General features: G+C 72.5%; 15 protein-coding genes. 3 read left to right on the plus strand and 12 right to left on the minus strand.

The genetic code is table 11. The features are described from left to right. Positions 1 to 74: 74 nt before the first annotated feature. Entirely contained in the window at positions 75 to 1,148 is a 1,074-nt protein-coding gene (locus FHU40_RS06465; RefSeq protein WP_343057753.1) for a class I SAM-dependent methyltransferase, read from the plus strand. A gap of 26 nt (positions 1,149 to 1,174) precedes the next feature. Here the strand turns inward: FHU40_RS06465 and FHU40_RS06470 are convergent, their stop codons facing one another. Together FHU40_RS06470 and FHU40_RS06475 are read right to left on the minus strand one after the other, a co-directional pair. Beyond that, complete coding sequence (locus tag FHU40_RS06470; RefSeq protein WP_183591408.1) at positions 1,175 to 1,801, minus strand: response regulator; 627 nt, start codon at positions 1,799 to 1,801, stop codon at positions 1,175 to 1,177. Continuing rightward, positions 1,798 to 3,042 (minus strand): sensor histidine kinase, encoded by a 1,245-nt coding sequence (locus tag FHU40_RS06475; RefSeq protein WP_183591409.1) that lies wholly within the window; start codon positions 3,040 to 3,042, stop codon positions 1,798 to 1,800. The genes FHU40_RS06470 and FHU40_RS06475 overlap by 4 nt, the downstream gene beginning before the upstream one ends. Positions 3,043 to 3,185: 143 nt before the next feature. Here FHU40_RS06475 and FHU40_RS06480 point away from each other — a divergent pair, with 143 nt between their 5' ends. Next, positions 3,186 to 4,199, plus strand: coding sequence for an SMP-30/gluconolactonase/LRE family protein (locus tag FHU40_RS06480; RefSeq protein ID WP_183591410.1), 1,014 nt, complete (start codon positions 3,186 to 3,188; stop codon positions 4,197 to 4,199). Beyond that, positions 4,196 to 5,491, plus strand: coding sequence for an ankyrin repeat domain-containing protein (locus FHU40_RS27690; RefSeq protein WP_246389972.1), 1,296 nt, complete (start codon positions 4,196 to 4,198; stop codon positions 5,489 to 5,491). Before FHU40_RS06480 ends, FHU40_RS27690 begins: the two co-directional genes overlap by 4 nt. A 31-nt stretch (positions 5,492 to 5,522) precedes the next feature. Here the strand turns inward: FHU40_RS27690 and FHU40_RS06490 are convergent, their stop codons facing one another. From FHU40_RS06490 to FHU40_RS06535, 10 genes are read right to left on the minus strand one after another with little or no spacing between them, the layout of a single operon-like run. Then, entirely contained in the window at positions 5,523 to 5,894 is a 372-nt protein-coding gene (locus FHU40_RS06490) for a hypothetical protein (protein WP_183591411.1), read from the minus strand. After that, positions 5,891 to 6,688, minus strand: coding sequence for a DUF1838 family protein (locus FHU40_RS06495; protein ID WP_183591412.1), 798 nt, complete (start codon positions 6,686 to 6,688; stop codon positions 5,891 to 5,893). The genes FHU40_RS06490 and FHU40_RS06495 overlap by 4 nt, the downstream gene beginning before the upstream one ends. Next, the gene (locus FHU40_RS06500) at positions 6,685 to 7,791 is read right to left on the minus strand and encodes an oligopeptide/dipeptide ABC transporter ATP-binding protein (RefSeq protein ID WP_183591413.1); all 1,107 of its coding nucleotides are present in this window, start codon (positions 7,789 to 7,791) and stop codon (positions 6,685 to 6,687) included. The genes FHU40_RS06495 and FHU40_RS06500 overlap by 4 nt, the downstream gene beginning before the upstream one ends. Next, a complete protein-coding gene (locus FHU40_RS06505) occupies positions 7,788 to 8,798 on the minus strand; it encodes an ABC transporter ATP-binding protein (protein WP_183591414.1) in 1,011 nt (336 codons plus the stop codon). The genes FHU40_RS06500 and FHU40_RS06505 overlap by 4 nt, the downstream gene beginning before the upstream one ends. After that, positions 8,791 to 10,383, minus strand: coding sequence for an ABC transporter substrate-binding protein (locus FHU40_RS06510; protein ID WP_183591415.1), 1,593 nt, complete (start codon positions 10,381 to 10,383; stop codon positions 8,791 to 8,793). Before FHU40_RS06510 ends, FHU40_RS06505 begins: the two co-directional genes overlap by 8 nt. Next, positions 10,380 to 11,321 carry an ABC transporter permease subunit gene (locus FHU40_RS29350; protein ID WP_183591416.1) on the minus strand — a complete coding sequence of 314 codons (942 nt, stop codon included), beginning with the start codon at positions 11,319 to 11,321 and terminating at the stop codon, positions 10,380 to 10,382. The genes FHU40_RS06510 and FHU40_RS29350 overlap by 4 nt, the downstream gene beginning before the upstream one ends. Positions 11,322 to 11,355: 34 nt before the next feature. Next, entirely contained in the window at positions 11,356 to 12,345 is a 990-nt protein-coding gene (locus FHU40_RS06520) for an ABC transporter permease (protein ID WP_183591417.1), read from the minus strand. Between the two features lie 56 nt (positions 12,346 to 12,401). After that, positions 12,402 to 13,523, minus strand: a complete 1,122-nt coding sequence (locus tag FHU40_RS06525; RefSeq protein ID WP_183591418.1) for a VIT1/CCC1 transporter family protein — start codon at positions 13,521 to 13,523, stop codon at positions 12,402 to 12,404. Positions 13,524 to 13,566: 43 nt separating this feature from the next. Then, positions 13,567 to 13,761, minus strand: coding sequence for a ferredoxin (locus tag FHU40_RS06530; RefSeq protein ID WP_183591419.1), 195 nt, complete (start codon positions 13,759 to 13,761; stop codon positions 13,567 to 13,569). Positions 13,762 to 13,799: 38 nt separating this feature from the next. Further along, positions 13,800 to 15,038, minus strand: a complete 1,239-nt coding sequence (locus tag FHU40_RS06535; RefSeq protein WP_183591420.1) for an NADH-ubiquinone oxidoreductase-F iron-sulfur binding region domain-containing protein — start codon at positions 15,036 to 15,038, stop codon at positions 13,800 to 13,802. Positions 15,039 to 15,042: the final 4 nt, after the last annotated feature.

Genomic DNA, 15,042 nt, shown 5'->3' on the forward strand with positions numbered 1-15,042 from the left:
GCGCACGCGGCAGAGCCAGGCATGCCGACCAATGAGGGGATGCCAGGCGTGCTCGGCCGGGTCATAGTGGATCGGTGAGCGCATCAGACCAGACCGCGGACGAGGTGGCGGAGCGCCTGTTCGGATCGATCCTGGGCACGGTGGAGGTGATGTCGGTCTTCCTCGGGGACCGCCTCGGCTGGTACCGGTCGCTGGCCAGCGAGGGTCCGGCCAGCGCGAACGAGCTGGCCCGACGTACCGGCACCCACGCCCGCTATGCCCGCGAGTGGCTCGAGCAGCAGGCGGTGGCCGGGCTGCTGACGGTCGAGTCCGACGGCGGGCCAGACGACCGACGCTTCGCCATCCCGGCCAGCACGGCCGAGGTGATGACCGACCCGACGAGCCTGGCCTACCTGGCGCCCCTGGGCCGGATGTTCGGCGCGGTCGGCCCCGTGCTCCCCCAGCTCCTCGAGGCCTATCGGAACGGCGGCGGCGTCAGCTGGGACCAGCTCGGCGACGATGCACGGGAGTCCCAGGCCGACGCCAACCGGCCGTGGTACGAGAACCGGCTCGGCCCCGCCCTCGCGGGAGTGCCCGCGGTCCACGACACGCTCACTACCCCGGGCTGCCGGGTGCTCGACGTGGGCTGTGGCGCGGGCTGGTCGAGCATCTCCCTGGCTCGCGCCTACCCGTCGGCCACGGTGCTCGGCGTCGACGTCGACGAGCCCTCGATCGCGCTGGCCGAGGACAACGCCCGCGCCGCCGGCGTGGACGACCGGGTGCGCTTCGTGGGCCGGGACGCCGCCCTCCTGCCCGAGGGGACGGTCGACGTGGCGTTCGCCTTCGAGTGCGTCCACGACATGCCCCGACCGGTCGACGTGCTCTCGGCGGTCCGCCGGACGCTCGCACCCGGCGGCTCCCTGGTCGTCATGGACGAGGCCGTGGCCGACGCCTTCGCCCCGGACGGCGACGAGCTGGAGCGGATCATGTACGGGTTCAGCCTCTTCGTCTGCCTCCCCGACGGGCTCTCCTCGGCCCCGAGCGTGGGGACCGGCACCGTGATGCGTCCGGCCACGTTGCAGGGCTACGGCGAGGCGGCCGGCTTCGGGACGTTCGAGGTCCTGCCGATCGAGGAGTTCGGATTCTGGCGCTTCTACCGGCTGTCCTGACGGGACCCGGGCCCAGGCGCGAACGATCAGGCCCGGATGATGCGTCGCTCGATCGCGGCCGCGACCGCACCCGCCCGGGTGTCGACGCCGAGCTTCGTGTAGATGTGCGAGAGGTGCGACTTCACGGTCGCCTCGGAGACGAAGAGCTCGCGGGCCATCTCCTTGTTGCCCAGCCCGCGGGAGAGCAGCTCGAGCACCTCGACCTCCCGCTCGGTGATGGTGGTCGCGCCCGGCGTCGTACGCCGGACCAGGGTCGCGGCCACGGACGGCGCGAGCACGGTCTCGCCGCGCGCGGTGGCCCGGATGCCGCCGAACAGCTCCTCGGGCGGAGCGTCCTTGAGGAGGTAGCCCCGCGCGCCCGCCTCGAGCGCCCGCAGGATGTCGGACTCGGTGTCGTAGGTCGTCAGCACCAGCACCTCCGGCGCCGGGTCGAGGGCCCGCAGGGCGGCCGTCGCCTCGGCGCCACCGGGCTCGCCGGCGCCCAGGCTCAGGTCCATCAGCACGACGTCGGGCCGGTCCGCGGTCACGACGGCGACCGCGGACTCGAGGCCGTCGGCCTCGCCGACCACGGACAGGTCCTCCTGGCCGTCGACCAGGGCGCGCAGCCCGGCCCGGATCACCGGGTGGTCGTCGACCAGCACGATCCGGATCATCGGTCCTCCTTCGGCAGGTTCGACAGCGGGAAGCGGACCGACACGGTCGTGCCCTCGCCCGGGGCGCTCTCGACGTCGGCGCGGCCGCCGAGCGCCGCCGCCCGGTCCCGGATCCCGGCGAGGCCCCGGCCGCGGGTGCCGGACGGTCGTACCTGCGTGGGATCGAAGCCGCGGCCGTCGTCGCGCACGTCCAGCACCACCTCGTCCAGGTGGTAGGTCAGGGTCAGCGCGACCCGGCCGGCGCCGGCGTGCTCGCGCACGTTGGCCAGCGCCCCGCGGGCGGTGCGGACCAGGGCCGCCGCCACGTCCGCGGGTACGACGACCGGCTCGCCGTCGACGCGGACCTCGACCCGCATCCCGGGCGCGGCCTGCTCGGCCGCGCGCCGCAGGGCGGCGGGCAGAGCGTCGGGCAGGGCGGTGCCGGTGACGTCGCCGGCGAGATCGGCCGGGGCCAGGTCGCGCACCACCCGGCGTACCTCGTCGAGGCCGTCGCGGGCGGTCGCCGCCGCGGTGCGCACATGGTCGCGGGCGGTCTCGGGCTGGGTGTCCCAGGCCTGCTCGGCGGCCTGGAGCAGCAGGTTGATGCTCGACAGGCCCTGCCCGACGGAGTCGTGGATCTCCCGCGACAGGCGGGTCCGCTCGGCGAGGGCTCCGGTGCGGTGCTGCTCCTCGGCGAGCTCGGCCTGGGCCTCGACGAGCCGGTCGAGCAGGTCCTGGCGGGCACGCGACTCGAGGTCGAGGGCGCGGTAGGCGAGCACGGTGACCAGCGCGACGCCGATCGGCCCGGCGACCTGCACCGGGTCGAAGCCGTCGGCCGACGAGCTGTCGAGTCGCTGCCAGGCGGCGGTCAGCAGCACGGTCATCAGCACCACGGTGCCGACGGCCCACGCGAACGGGACCACCCGCAGCACGGCGAAGGCCACCGGCACCGCACACCAGGCGAACGACGGTGCCACTGCAGTCAGCGCCCCCCACAGCACGACCATCCCGGTCACCCACACGGTGGGCCACCAGCTGCGGTCGGCCAGCAGGCCACGGGTGGCGTACGCGAGGCCGAGCACCAGCGCGCCGGCCAGGACGGCGACCCCGGTGGCGTCGAGGGCGTGCCGGTCGACGTACCGCACCGCGCAGGTGACGAGCAGCACCACCAGCACGACCAGCAGCCACCGGTCCAGCCGGTTGGCGGGCGCGAGGATGCCGTGCTCGCCGGGGCGGCGCGAGGCGGGGTGGAGGACAGACATGGCTGGCCAAGCCTAGGGAGGAACGGCGGTCCCCGGCATCAACCGATCGGCTATCGAGGGGTAGCCGGCTGCCCGACGTCCGGACCCCTCGCGGCCAGCACAGTGGTGGCATCAACCCGAGAGCCACCACCCAGGAGAGATCCATGAAGCGCACGACCATCGCCAGCACGCTGCTCGCCGCGACCGCCGTCAGCACCGTCGGCGCGGCCGTCGGCACCGCCACGCCGGCCCTCGCCGACCAGGACCGCGACCACGGCCGCGCCGCGAGCTACCTGCTGACCGGCGACCCGGTCGACGCCGCCAACCCGGCCGGCTCGAAGTTCGAGGGCATCGGCGCCGACGAGCGGCGCGGCCGGTTCTACGTCAGCGAGGTCACCGGCGGCGAGATCCACCGCGGCAAGGTCGGCACCGCCCGGACCCGGGAGTGGCTGGCCGGCCACGGCACCGACGGCCGGTTCACCGCCCGCGGCATCACCGTCGACGACCAGGGCCGGGTCTACGTCGCCGGCGGCCCGAACGGCATCGGCGACGGTGGCGTCGACAACGGCCGCCCGGACCTGTGGGTCTACAGCAAGGAGGGCAAGCGGCTCGCCGCGCTGCGGACCCCGGGCAACGACGTCTTCCTCAACGACGTCGCGATCGGCCCCGACGGCGCGGCGTACTTCACCGACTCCAACGACGCCCAGATCTTCCGCGTCGCGAAGGGCAAGCAGGGCTGGAACGTGCGGCTGTGGGCCGACGCGAGCGACAAGATCACGCGGGAGACCGGCTTCAACCTCGGCGGCATCGTGCTGACCCGGGACAAGAAGGCGTTCGTCGTCGCCCAGGGCAACGTCGGCACGCTGTGGCGCTTCGCCGTGAAGTCCGGCAAGGTCACCCAGGTGAAGACCGGCAGCGCCGACCTGGTCAACGCCGACGGCCTGGTCCTGCAGGGCAGCCGCCTCACCGTGGTCCGGAACTTCAGCAAGCAGATCGCCACGCTCCGGCTCTCCGCCGACGGCCGCCAGACGAAGCTGATCCGCCAGCAGGCCACCTCGCCGGACCGCGTGCTGACCACCGCCAAGGAGCTGCGCGGCCAGATCCTGTACGTCGACAGCAAGTTCGACGAGCAGGTCGCCTCCGGCCCCTACGAGGTCGTCGCGGACCCGACGCGATGAGGCGCCTCGTCCTGGCCGCCCTCCCGCTCGCCCTGCTGCTGGGGGCGTGCGGGGGCGGCGGCCCCACCACCACGCCGGAGCCCGATCCGGACCGCGCCGGGAGCCCCGCCTCCCCGGGCGGGTCCGCGAGCGGGCCGGACGCGAGCGACTCGCCGGGCGACGCCGCCGGCGCGGGGAGCGCTCCGGACGCCGAGGAGCAGGCCGCGCTGGACCGCCGGCTCCGCGACGCGGCCTGGGCGAACGACGTCGCCCGGGCCCGCCGGCTGATCCGACAGGGCGCCGACGTGAACGCCAAGGACGAGACCGAGCAGTCGGCGTACCTGGTCGCCACCAGCGAGGGCTACCTCGACCTGCTGCGGCTCACCCTGCGCTCCGACGCCCGGATCAACGACAAGGACAGCTGGAACGGCACCGGCCTGATCCGCGCCGCCGAGCGCGGCCACGGCCTCGTCGTGGGCGAACTGCTCCGGGCCGGTATCGACCGCGACCACGTCAACCGGATCGGCTACCAGGCCATCCACGAGGCGGTGTGGCTCGGCGAGGACACCGCGACGTACGCGACCACCGTCCGGGTGCTCGCCGCGGGCGGCGCACGCCTGGCGAGCCGCTCACCCTCGGCGGGACTGACCCCCGTGGAGATGGCCCGCGAGCGCGGGTTCGACGGACTGGAGAGGATCCTGAGGAGCATGACCACTGCCGATCGCCCTGCCGACCCCGACGCCGCCCTGCTGCGGGCCGCCGCGGACGGCGACGCCGACGCGGTCGCCGTCGCGCTCCGCGCGGGCGCCGACATCGAGGCCCGCGACGAGCGCGACCGTACCGCGCTGCTGCTCGCCGTCACCTACGACCGGGTGCCGGTCGCCGAGGTGCTCGTGGCCATGGGCGCGAACCCCGACGCCCTCGACGCCCAGCACGACACCCCGTGGCTGGTCACCGGCGTCACCGGCAGCGTCGCGATGCTCGAGGCCCTGCTGCCGGCCGACCCCGACCTCACCGTCCGGAACCGGTACGGCGGCCTGTCGCCGATCCCGGCCAGCGAGCGCGGCCACGTCGCCTACGTGCGCCGCGTCGTGCAGACCGACGTCGACATCAACCACGTCAACGACCTCGGCTGGACCGCGCTGCTGGAGGCGATCATCCTCGGTGACGGCGGTCCCGACCACCAGGAGATCGTCCGGATCCTGCTGGCGGCCGGGGCCGACCCGACCATCGCCGACCGCGACGGCGTCTCGCCGCTGCGCCACGCCGAGCAGCGCGGGTACGACGAGATCGCCGCCCGGCTGCGCCGCTGAGCCCGGCGACCCCGCCCGCGGCGGCTCGAGCTCATCGGGCCGCCGCGGGCTCCCTCGGGGTGTCGGCGTCGAACCCCACGGCGACCGGCAGGTCCGTGACGACGCGGGTGTCGAGGAACTCCCACCACTCGTCCTGCGAGACCCGCTCGGACTCCCAGTCCGCGTTGCTCTTGAGGTTCGCGAGCGCGGCGCGGTACTCCCCCCAGCCGGCCTCGTTCTCGAAGCCGGCCCAGTTCTCGATGACGTAGACGTCGCCGATCACCGAGTAGTACCAACGCAGCGACTTCACCATCGGCAGGTCGTCGTAGAAGAAGCGCTCGCGGTCCTCCAGCCAGGACCAGAACTCCTTCATGTTCTGCCGCGCCCGGGGCGCGAGCTTCATCCGGTAGACGAGGTAGATCATGCGGGGCTCCCCTGCAGGTGACGCCGGAACCAGGTCCAGCTGGTCTCGTTGGGCTCGCTCCACGCCTCCGGGGCGCTGGCGTACTCGGGATAGTGGGCGTCGATCTGGACGCGGGTCGTCTCCGGCACCTCGTCGTACGAGCCGAGCTTGACGCCGCGGGTGTGGAACACCAGGCCACCCGGGCGGTCGCCCATCCGCATCCAGGGCAGCCACGGGGACAGTCGGGCCCACGAGAGCTCGCAGGGCACCGAGGTCAGCGACTCGTCGGCGAGCGCACCGGCGCTGGTGAAGAACTGGAACAGCTCCAGCGCGCGGTAGGTGTCGTCGGCCGAGTGGTCGGGGAACTCCGCGACCGGCAGCGGGGAGGGATAGGCGAGCGGGATGTCCATGTTGAAGCAGATCCGGTCGCCCAGCCGCGTGGTCGGCACCCGGAACGGGCCCCATCGGGTCTCCAGGGTCCAGCGCTGGTTCACCGGATCGTTGGTGACGTGGCAGACCCGCACCTCCTCCCCGGTCCAGGGGTTCGACCAGGTGTCCAGGACCTCCCGGGTGCGGGGGTCCTGGTAGAACGCGATCTCCCGCGACAGCAGGTCGTAGCCGTCCTCGGTGGGGACGACGCGCGCGACGTTGAGGCCCTCGAAGCCGAAGAGGTGCCGGTACGCCTCGCCCGGCGCGTTCACGTAGACGTCGCCGGTCCACCAGACCGGCACGTCGGCGCCGGACAGGTCCGCGCGGGTGCGGGCCAGGGCGTCCAGCTGCTGACGGGGCGAGTCCAGGGGCACACTCGTGTTCATCGAACCTCCAGTCGGTCGGTGACGTCGGCCTGCGGGTGCGGCAGGTCGACGGTCGGGGTGTCGCGGGCACAGTCGGCGGGTGGATCCGGAGCCACGGCCGGCTCCGGCCGGTCCTCCGGAAGGGACCCCGGCATCAGCAGCGGCATGCCGACGTCCAGGATCCGGTGGCAGGCCACCTCCACGCCGGCGTGCTGGAGCAGCTCCGGCCGCTCCTGGCCGCACTCGTCGCTGGCCAGGTGGCAGCGCGGGTGGTAGGCGCACCCGTGCGGCGCGGCCGCGGACGAGGGCACCTCGCCCTTCGCCGCCGCGAGCTCGCGGTGGTCGGGGTCGGGGTCGGGCACGCTGTCCAGCAGCATCCGGGTGTACGGGTGGGAGGGGCGGCGCAGCACCAGCTCGGCGGCGCCGCTCTCGACGAGCCGGCCCAGGTACATCACCGCGGCCCGGTCGGCGATCATCCGGGCGACGTCGATCTCGTGGGTGATCAGCACGATGCTCAGGTCGAGGTCCGCTCGCAGCTCGCGCAGCAGGTCGATCACGGTCGCCTTGACGCTCGCGTCCAGGCTCGCGGTCGGCTCGTCGAGGACCAGCACCTTCGGCGAGAGCAGCAGCGCCCGGGCCAGCGCCGCGCGGGCCAGCTCGCCACCGCTGACGTCGGAGGGCCGCGAGGCCAGGTGGGCCGCGGACAGCCCGACCCGTTCGACCATCTCCTCGATCCGCGCCCGGCGCTGGCGCCGGTCGGTCTCGACCTTGTTGACCAGCAGCGGCTGGGCCAGGGAGTGACCCAGGGTGCGGCGTCGGTTGAACGCCGACCACGGGTTCTGCGCGACCAGCTGGATCAGCCGCCGGTCCCGCGCGGTGCGCTCCGGCCGCAGCTCGACACCGTCGACGGCGATCGTGCCCCGGGTCGGCTCGACCAGTCCGACGAGCATCCGCGCGACCGTGGACTTCCCGCAGCCCGACTCGCCGACGATCGTCATCACCTCGCCGCGCTCGACGGCGAAGGAGACCTCGCTGACCGCACGCACGAGGACCGAGCTCTTCTGCCAGCCGCCGTGGTCGATCCGGAAGTGCTTCTCGAGGCCCTCGGCCACCAGCATACTCATGTCGCCTCCTCGACCCGGTGGCACCGGACCATCGACGTCCGGTCGCCCAGCACGGCCGGCATCTCCTCGGTGCAGCGCGCATCCGCGAGGGCACAGCGCGGCGCGAACGGGCAGCCGGTGGCCCGGTTGGCACCCGCCGCCGTACCGCGCAGGGTGCTCAGCCGGCCGCGCTCGGGCGTCCAACGGGCCGGCATCGCGCCGAGCAGCGCCTTCGTGTACGGGTGCTGCGGGCGGTGGAACAGGTCGGAGGTGGTGGCCACCTCGACCAGCCGGCCGCCGTACATCACCCCGACCCGGTCGCAGATCTGCGCGATCACGCCGAGGTCGTGCGAGACGTAGACGATCGACAGTCCCAGGGTGTCGCGGATGCCGAGCAGCAGCTTGAGCACCTGGGCCTGGACCGTCGCGTCGAGGGTCGTGGTCGGCTCGTCGGCGAGCAGCAGCGAGGGCCGGTTGGTCAGCGTCGCGATCGCGATCAGCAGCCGCTGCAGCTGGCCGCCCGAGAACCGCGACGGCAGGTTGTCGAGCCGGCCGAGCACCGAGTGCAGGCCGATCCGCGCCAAGGAGTCGCGCACGTCGCTGTCGTCGATGCTGTCGCCGAAGTACCACCGCAGCTGCTGCCCGACGGGTGTCGTCGGCGACAGCGAGGTCATCGGGCGCTGCGGCACCAGGGCGATCTCGGTGCCCCGGATCCCGCGCATCTGCTTGTCGGTGAGCGAGAGCAGGTCGCGGCCGCCGAACTCCACGCCGGTGGCCTCCACCCGCGCGCTGTTCGGCAGCATCCGCATCAGGGCGTTGCAGATGCTGCTCTTGCCGCTGCCCGACTCGCCGACGACGCCGAAAACCTCGCCGCGGCGTACGTCGAAGCTCACCCCGCGCACGGCCGTGACGGCGGCGCCCCGGCCGGCGGCGTACCGGACCGCGAGGTCGCTCACCCGGAGCACGACGTCGTCGCTCGCGTGGCGGCCCGGCGTCGAGGTGCCGGGTTCCAGGGTGAGCTCACTCATCGGTGCCCCCGGGGACCAGCGAGAGGTTCTGGGGGGCCACCCGGCTGATCCGCAGCTGGTCGAGGTTCAGGGGCGAGACCGTGGCCAGCCGGGCGACCACGATCTTCGGGTACACCGGAGGGAACATCACGGCCTCCTCGACGAGGATCTCGTTGATCCGGCGCAGGCTCGCGGCCCGCACCTCGTCGTCCGAGGTCCTCCAGACGGTGTCCATCAGCTCGTCCACCTCCTGGTTGACGAAGCCGCACGAGAGCACGCTCGTGGACTGCGCCGGCGCGAGCGCCATGTAGTTCGCCGGTCCCGAGGTGAAGCCGGACTGGAAGACGTTCATCAGCATGTCGTAGCTGCGGTCGAGCATCTTGTTCGACCACGGCCCGCCGGCGAGCTGTTGGATGGTGACGTCGATGCCGATCTTCGCCCAACCGGCGGCCAGCACCTGGGCCATGTCACGACTCGTGTGGTTGGTCCCGATGGTCAGGGTGAAGTCCCGCCGCTCGGTGGTGGCCTGGTCGAGCAGCTCGCGGGCGTGATCGAGGTCGGGTTCGTCGGGATAGGGCTGGAGGTCGGGATCCCAGCCCATCTCGGCCGGTCCGATGGGCCCCTGCCCGATGACGGCGGCGCCGCCGAAGACCTTCGACAGCACCCCGTGTCGATCCGTGGCTGCGGCGACGGCCTTGCGGAACCACGGATCGGAGAACGGCTCGCGCATCACCGCGACGTAGCTGAGGATGTCGTTCGGTCCCTCGACCTCGTCGACGTGCAGGTCCGGGTTCGCCCGCACCGAGCCGATGTTGTGGTACGGCACCGAGGTGAGCAGGTCCACCTTGCCCTGGCGCAGGCTGATCAAGCGGGTCGCGCCGTCCTGGAAGACGGTGTACTCGATGCCGGTCAGGTCGGGCTTGCCGCCGTGGTAGCCGTCGTACGCGACCATCTTGAAGGTCTGGCCCGGGGTGAAGGACTCCAGCCGGAACGGGCCGGTGCCCATCATCGCGTCCTTGCGCTTGGCGTAGTCGCGGTGGACGATCGGCAGGTTGGTCAGGTGCGACCGCATCAGGCCGTACGGCTTGGTCAGCTCGATGCGGACCGTGTACGCGTCGTCGGCGCCGTAGCTCTGCACGTAGCCGAGCAGGTAGGTGATCCACTCGCTACCAGACCCGAGGTCGTTGACGTGCGCGAGCGTGGCGACCACGTCGTTGGCGGTCAGCTCGTCGCCGTTCTGGAAGGTGATCCCGCTGCGCAGCGGGATCCGCCAGGTCAGCCCGTCCGCGGAGACCTCCGGCTCCCCCGCCGCCAGCAGCGGCACCGAGCGCTGCCGGTCGTCGTAGGCGTAGAGCGTCTCGACGACGGGCTCGGCGATCCAGCGGGTGACCTCCGACCCGGAGTCGAGCGGGTTGATGTTGCTGGGCGCGGAGGCGACGGCGATCCGGAGGATGCCGTCGCGATGGCGCTCCTCGATGCGTGAGGCCACCGAGGTGCTCGCGCAGCCCGTCGCCGCGGCCACCGTCACCGCGGTGATCCCGAGGAACCCGCGCCGGCTGAGCGGGAAGCCCTCCCCCACCACCGATCGAAGTCGCTCCGTGCTCACTCCGCACCCCCTTCGCTGCCGCCGAGCAGAGCGTCGCTGAGCGCGTCGCCCAACAGGTTGAAGCCGAGGATGCCCAGCACCATCACCGCGCCGGGCAGCGTCGCGTACCACCAGGCCCCCTCGAGGATCTGGGAGCCGGCGTCGGCGATCAGGTTGCCCAGCGTCGGCTCGGGTGGCGCGAGCCCGAAGCCGAGGAAGCTCAGGCCGCCCTCGGCGAAGATCGCGATCGCCATCGCCAGGCACGCCTGGACGACCATCGGCGGCAGCACGTTGACCGAGATCTCGGAGAGCAGGATCCGGGTCCGCCCCACGCCGAGCACCTGGAGCATCGCGACGTAGTCGTCCTGCATCTCCACCAGCGTCGCCGCGCGGACGATGCGGGCGAAGAAGGGCACGAAGCCCAGCGCCAGGCACACGATCAGCCGGGTCCGCATGCCGAAGGTCACCGGGCCGATCTCGATCGTGCCGGTGCCGGTGAGCGTCAGCACGAACATCACGAAGACGAACATGGGCAGCGCCTGGACCGTCTCCAGTCCGCGCATGATGGCGTTGTCGAGGCGGCCGTTGTAGTGGTAGCCCGCCAGCATGCCGAGCGGCATCGCGACCGACAGCGAGAGCAGCACGGTCCCGAGGGAGATCGTCAGCGAGTTCCAGGCGCCCTCCGCGGTCCGGGCGAAGACGTCGCGCCCGAGGGTGTCGGTGCCGAACCAGTACTCGGCGGACGGCGGCTCCGCACCCGGCGCGTCGAGCAGGGTGGGGTCACCGATCAGCTGGCCGACGGTGGCGATCAGCAAGAACGCGACCACGCAGCCGACGCCGAACCAGTTGGTGACGCCGTGGATCGGCCAGCGTCGTACGTCGACGATCCTCAGCACCAGCGGCCGGGAGGCCGGGCGCGCAGGCACCGGCGCCGCGGTCGGGCTCATCACGGTGGTCACCGGTCGGTCTCCCTCGGTTCGGCGGCGGTGGCGGTCATGCCATCACCGGTGCGGTACGGCGCTGGGTGCTGGTCCGAGTCCGCGGGTCGACGACGAAGTAGAGCGCGTCGACCACGAGGTTGAGCCCGAGGAAGATCATCGCGGTGAAGACCGAGCAGCCCAGCGCGAGCGGGTAGTCCTGGCGCAGGAACGCGGTGACCATCAGCTGGCCGAGGCCGGGGATCTGGAAGACACTCTCCACCAGGACCGTGCCCGAGACCAGGCCGCCGAGCAGCACGCCGACCACCGTGAGCGTGGGGATGATCGCGTTGCGGATCGCGATCCGCTTCATCATCTGTCGCTGCGGCATGCCCATCGCGGTCGCGAAGGCGACGTAGTCGAAGGAGAGCACGTCGATCAGGGCGGCCCGGATGGAGCGGACCACCAGCGCGAAGGTGGACAGGCCCAGCACCAGGGCGGGCAGCAGCATCACCTTGAGGTTGGCGATCGGGTCCTCGGTGAAGCGGACGAAGCCACCCGCGGTGGGGAGCATGTCGGGATAGCGCTGGCCGATGAAGACCAGCGAGAGGACGGCGAGCCAGTACGCCGGCACCGAGAAGCTCAGCACCGTCACCACCCGCACCGCGCCGTCGCTCCACGAGCCCCGCCGGGTCGCCGTCCAGCAGCCGAGGAGGAATCCCGGGACCATCGCCAGGAGCGCCGCCAACCCCCCGAGCTCCAGGGAGACCGGCAGGTGGCTGGCGATCTGGGACATCACCGAGGTCCCGTCGTACAGCGAGGTGCCCAGATCGCCCCGCAGGAGGCCGAAGAGGTAGTCGAAGTACTGGATGAAGATGTTCTGGTCGAGCCCGTGCTCGGCCTCGTACGCCGCCCGGGCGAGCGGGTCGGCGGCCACCGCCGGCGGCAGTGAGTTCACCGGGCTGCCCGGCGCCAGGCGGAGCAGGAAGAACATACCGGTGACGACGAGCCAGAGCACCAGGATGGCGTTGAGCGTGCGTCTCACCATGAACTCGAGCATCGTCATCTCCCCACTCGGATACTCCGGACGGTCACTACACGGTCACAGCATGATCGGTGATCTCAGCCGAGATTGAGGCCCAACAGGGATCCGAGTCCGTATGTCGCGGCCGCGGCCAGCGACCCGACCGCCACCTGACGCAGGATCGCGACCCCCATCGGCCGACCGTTGAGGCGGGCCATCACGGCTCCGACCGCGACCAGCGCGAGCAGGGCGATGCCGATGGCGCCGAGCAGCGCGGCGGTGCCGCCGGTGATCAGGTATGGCAGCACCACGAGCACCGCGCCGAGCGAGAAGGCGACGAAGCTGGACGCCGCGGCGCCCCAGGGCGAGCCGAGGTCGTCCGGGTCGAGGCCGAGCTCCTCGCGGGCCAGCGTGTCGAGGGCGATCTCGTGGTCGGACATCACCTGGGCGGCGATGTGGCTCGCGTCCTCCGGGGTGAGCCCCTTCGCCTGGTAGATCAGCTCGAGCTCGCGCTGCTCCTCCTCCGGCATCAGCCTGATCTCCTCGGCCTCGAGGGCGATCTCGCGCTCGAACGCCTCGCGCTGGTTCGCCATCGAGATGTACTCGCCGGCGCCCATCGAGAAGGCGCCCGCGAGCAGCCCGGCCAGGCCGGCGAGGAGCACGGTGCCACGGTCGGCGGAGGCGCCGGCGAACCCCATCACGAGTGCCGTGTTGGAGACCAGCCCGTCGTTGACGCCGAAGATGCCGGCACGCAGGGTGCCGGACTTGTTGCTGCGGTGCCAGCGCTCCCCGACACCGGACTCACCGATCATCTCGCCGAGGACGTCGGCGTGTTGGGACTCCTCGAGGAGCATCGACTCCGGCGCGTCCGGGTCGTCGGCGTAGGTGTCGAACCCGTTCCGCTCGTCCTGCTCGATGACCGGCAGCACGAGGTCCGGCGTGTACTGACGGGCCAGCTCGAGGAGCGACTGGGTCCGCGCCCCCGGGACGAACTCCCCCGGCTCCGGCGGCTCGCCGCCGAGCCGGCGGATCTCGTTGGCCCAGAAGTCCGCGTGGCGGTCCTCGATCGTGGCCAGCTCCAGGAACGCGTCTCGACGCGTGCCCCGGCTCAGCTGGGCGAGGCCCCGGTAGAGCGCGGAGGCCTCTCGCTCGGTGGTGATGTGTCGGCGGTATCGGTCGAGCGGGTGCTCGGACCGCGCGGTCGGGTGGGTGGTGCTCATCTGTCTGTACCTCGACTCGTTCATTCGGGCGGCGTGCGGCTCGTCAGGGCGTCAGGCTGATCGCCTGCTCGGGGCAGGACGTGAGGGCCGTCTGGGCGTCCGCGAGCTGCGCGTCGGTGAGGTCGCCGGTCGCCGTGACGCGGCCGTAGCCCCACTCGTCGACGTCGAACACGCTGGGCGCGAACCGGGCGCAGTACTTGCGGCCCTCGCAGCGCGAGGAGTCGATGCTGGCCTTCATGGAGATCCCCTGTCGTTGGGTGTCGTGGATGTCGGTGGTCAGGTCGGCGGCAGGACCGCGCGGAACCTGGTGACCGCCCCGCCTCCGGGACGATCGAGGGTGATGTCCCGGCAGCCGGGACAGGAGCGCTCGCGGTGGGCGAGCAGCTCGGCGGAGAAGTTGGTGATCAGCGAGCCGATCAGCAGCGAGTCGGCGTCCGGCAGCGCGCAGTTCCCGCGGCCGGCCATCGCCTCGGCCCGCCGTTCGAGCTGTGCGAGGTCGTCGTCGCTCCCGGTGCCGTTGGCGATCCTGGTCAGCTGCTCGACGACGACCTGGGTGCCTCGCACGCACGACCCGCACTGTCCGGAGCTCGACTCACGGAGGTAGGTCGCCACGTCGAGGGCGGCCCCGACCACGCACTCGGAGCGGTCCAGCACGATGATCGCGCCGCACCCCCACAGTGCGCCGCGCTCCCGCATGGAGTCGTGGCCGACGGCCGCCGAGAGGATGTCGGTGGTCCACACACCGCCGGCGAAGCCGCCCACCAGGACGGCTCCGGCCTCGATGCTCGACCACCGCGGGTGCTCGGCGACGACCGCGGAGAGGGGCTCACCGCGCCGCGCCTCGAGGAGGACCGCCTCGCCGGCGATCAGCACGGTGGCGAGCATGGTGGCTCCGGCGTCGTGGCCCTCCCGGACGGCCAGCGCAAGCCGGGCGGCGGTCTCGACGTTGACGACCAGGGTGGGTCGTCCGGCGACGCCCTCCTCGTAGGGGCGCGGCGGCTTCCGCAGCGGCTTGGCCTCTCCCCCACTCAGCCGGTTGACGACCGCGGTCTCCTCGCCGGCGACGTACGCCGCGTCGACCTCCTCGACCGAGGCGCCGGCCAGCTCGGCCGGCGCCTCGGCGAGGGCCGCGCGGAGGGCCGCCGCGGACTCGGGGTCCGAGACGTAGGCGACCAGGCGGTCGGCGCCCACCGCGGTGGCGGCGGTGCGCAGACCGTCGAGGACGAGGTGGGGCCGGTTGCGCATCAGCCACCGGTCCTTGATCGAGGCCGGTTCGCCCTCCTCACCGTTGACGACCACCGCGCGCGGACCGGTGCCGCTCAGCACCGCGTCGAGCTTGACCGCGGTGGGGAACCCGGCGCCCCCGGCGCCTCTGAGCCCGGCCCGCTCCGCGGCGGCGACGATGGCCGCGGCGGGCGGGAGCGGGCCGTACCCGCCCGAGCTCCGATAGGCGCCGACCCCATGATCGGGGACGCCGAGGAGCAGCCTCGGATCCGCTGGCGCGGTGGTCGTCATCGGC

Source organism: Nocardioides soli, assembly GCF_014191495.1.
Taxonomy (GTDB): domain Bacteria; phylum Actinomycetota; class Actinomycetes; order Propionibacteriales; family Nocardioidaceae; genus Nocardioides; species Nocardioides soli.

Bases quoted from the DNA above. Each gene is read 5' to 3' on its own strand.
- FHU40_RS06470 (WP_183591408.1), bottom strand. From the start codon at position 1,801: ATGATCCGGATCGTGCTGGTCGACGACCACCCGGTGATCCGGGCCGGG.
- FHU40_RS06475 (WP_183591409.1), bottom strand. From the start codon at position 3,042: ATGTCTGTCCTCCACCCCGCCTCGCGCCGCCCCGGCGAGCACGGCATC.
- FHU40_RS06480 (WP_183591410.1), top strand. From the start codon at position 3,186: ATGAAGCGCACGACCATCGCCAGCACGCTGCTCGCCGCGACCGCCGTC.
- FHU40_RS27690 (WP_246389972.1), top strand. From the start codon at position 4,196: ATGAGGCGCCTCGTCCTGGCCGCCCTCCCGCTCGCCCTGCTGCTGGGG.
- FHU40_RS06490 (WP_183591411.1), bottom strand. From the start codon at position 5,894: ATGATCTACCTCGTCTACCGGATGAAGCTCGCGCCCCGGGCGCGGCAG.
- FHU40_RS06495 (WP_183591412.1), bottom strand. From the start codon at position 6,688: ATGAACACGAGTGTGCCCCTGGACTCGCCCCGTCAGCAGCTGGACGCC.
- FHU40_RS06500 (WP_183591413.1), bottom strand. From the start codon at position 7,791: ATGAGTATGCTGGTGGCCGAGGGCCTCGAGAAGCACTTCCGGATCGAC.
- FHU40_RS06505 (WP_183591414.1), bottom strand. From the start codon at position 8,798: ATGAGTGAGCTCACCCTGGAACCCGGCACCTCGACGCCGGGCCGCCAC.
- FHU40_RS06520 (WP_183591417.1), bottom strand. From the start codon at position 12,345: ATGACGATGCTCGAGTTCATGGTGAGACGCACGCTCAACGCCATCCTG.
- FHU40_RS06525 (WP_183591418.1), bottom strand. From the start codon at position 13,523: ATGAGCACCACCCACCCGACCGCGCGGTCCGAGCACCCGCTCGACCGA.
- FHU40_RS06530 (WP_183591419.1), bottom strand. From the start codon at position 13,761: ATGAAGGCCAGCATCGACTCCTCGCGCTGCGAGGGCCGCAAGTACTGC.
- FHU40_RS06535 (WP_183591420.1), bottom strand. From the start codon at position 15,038: ATGACGACCACCGCGCCAGCGGATCCGAGGCTGCTCCTCGGCGTCCCC.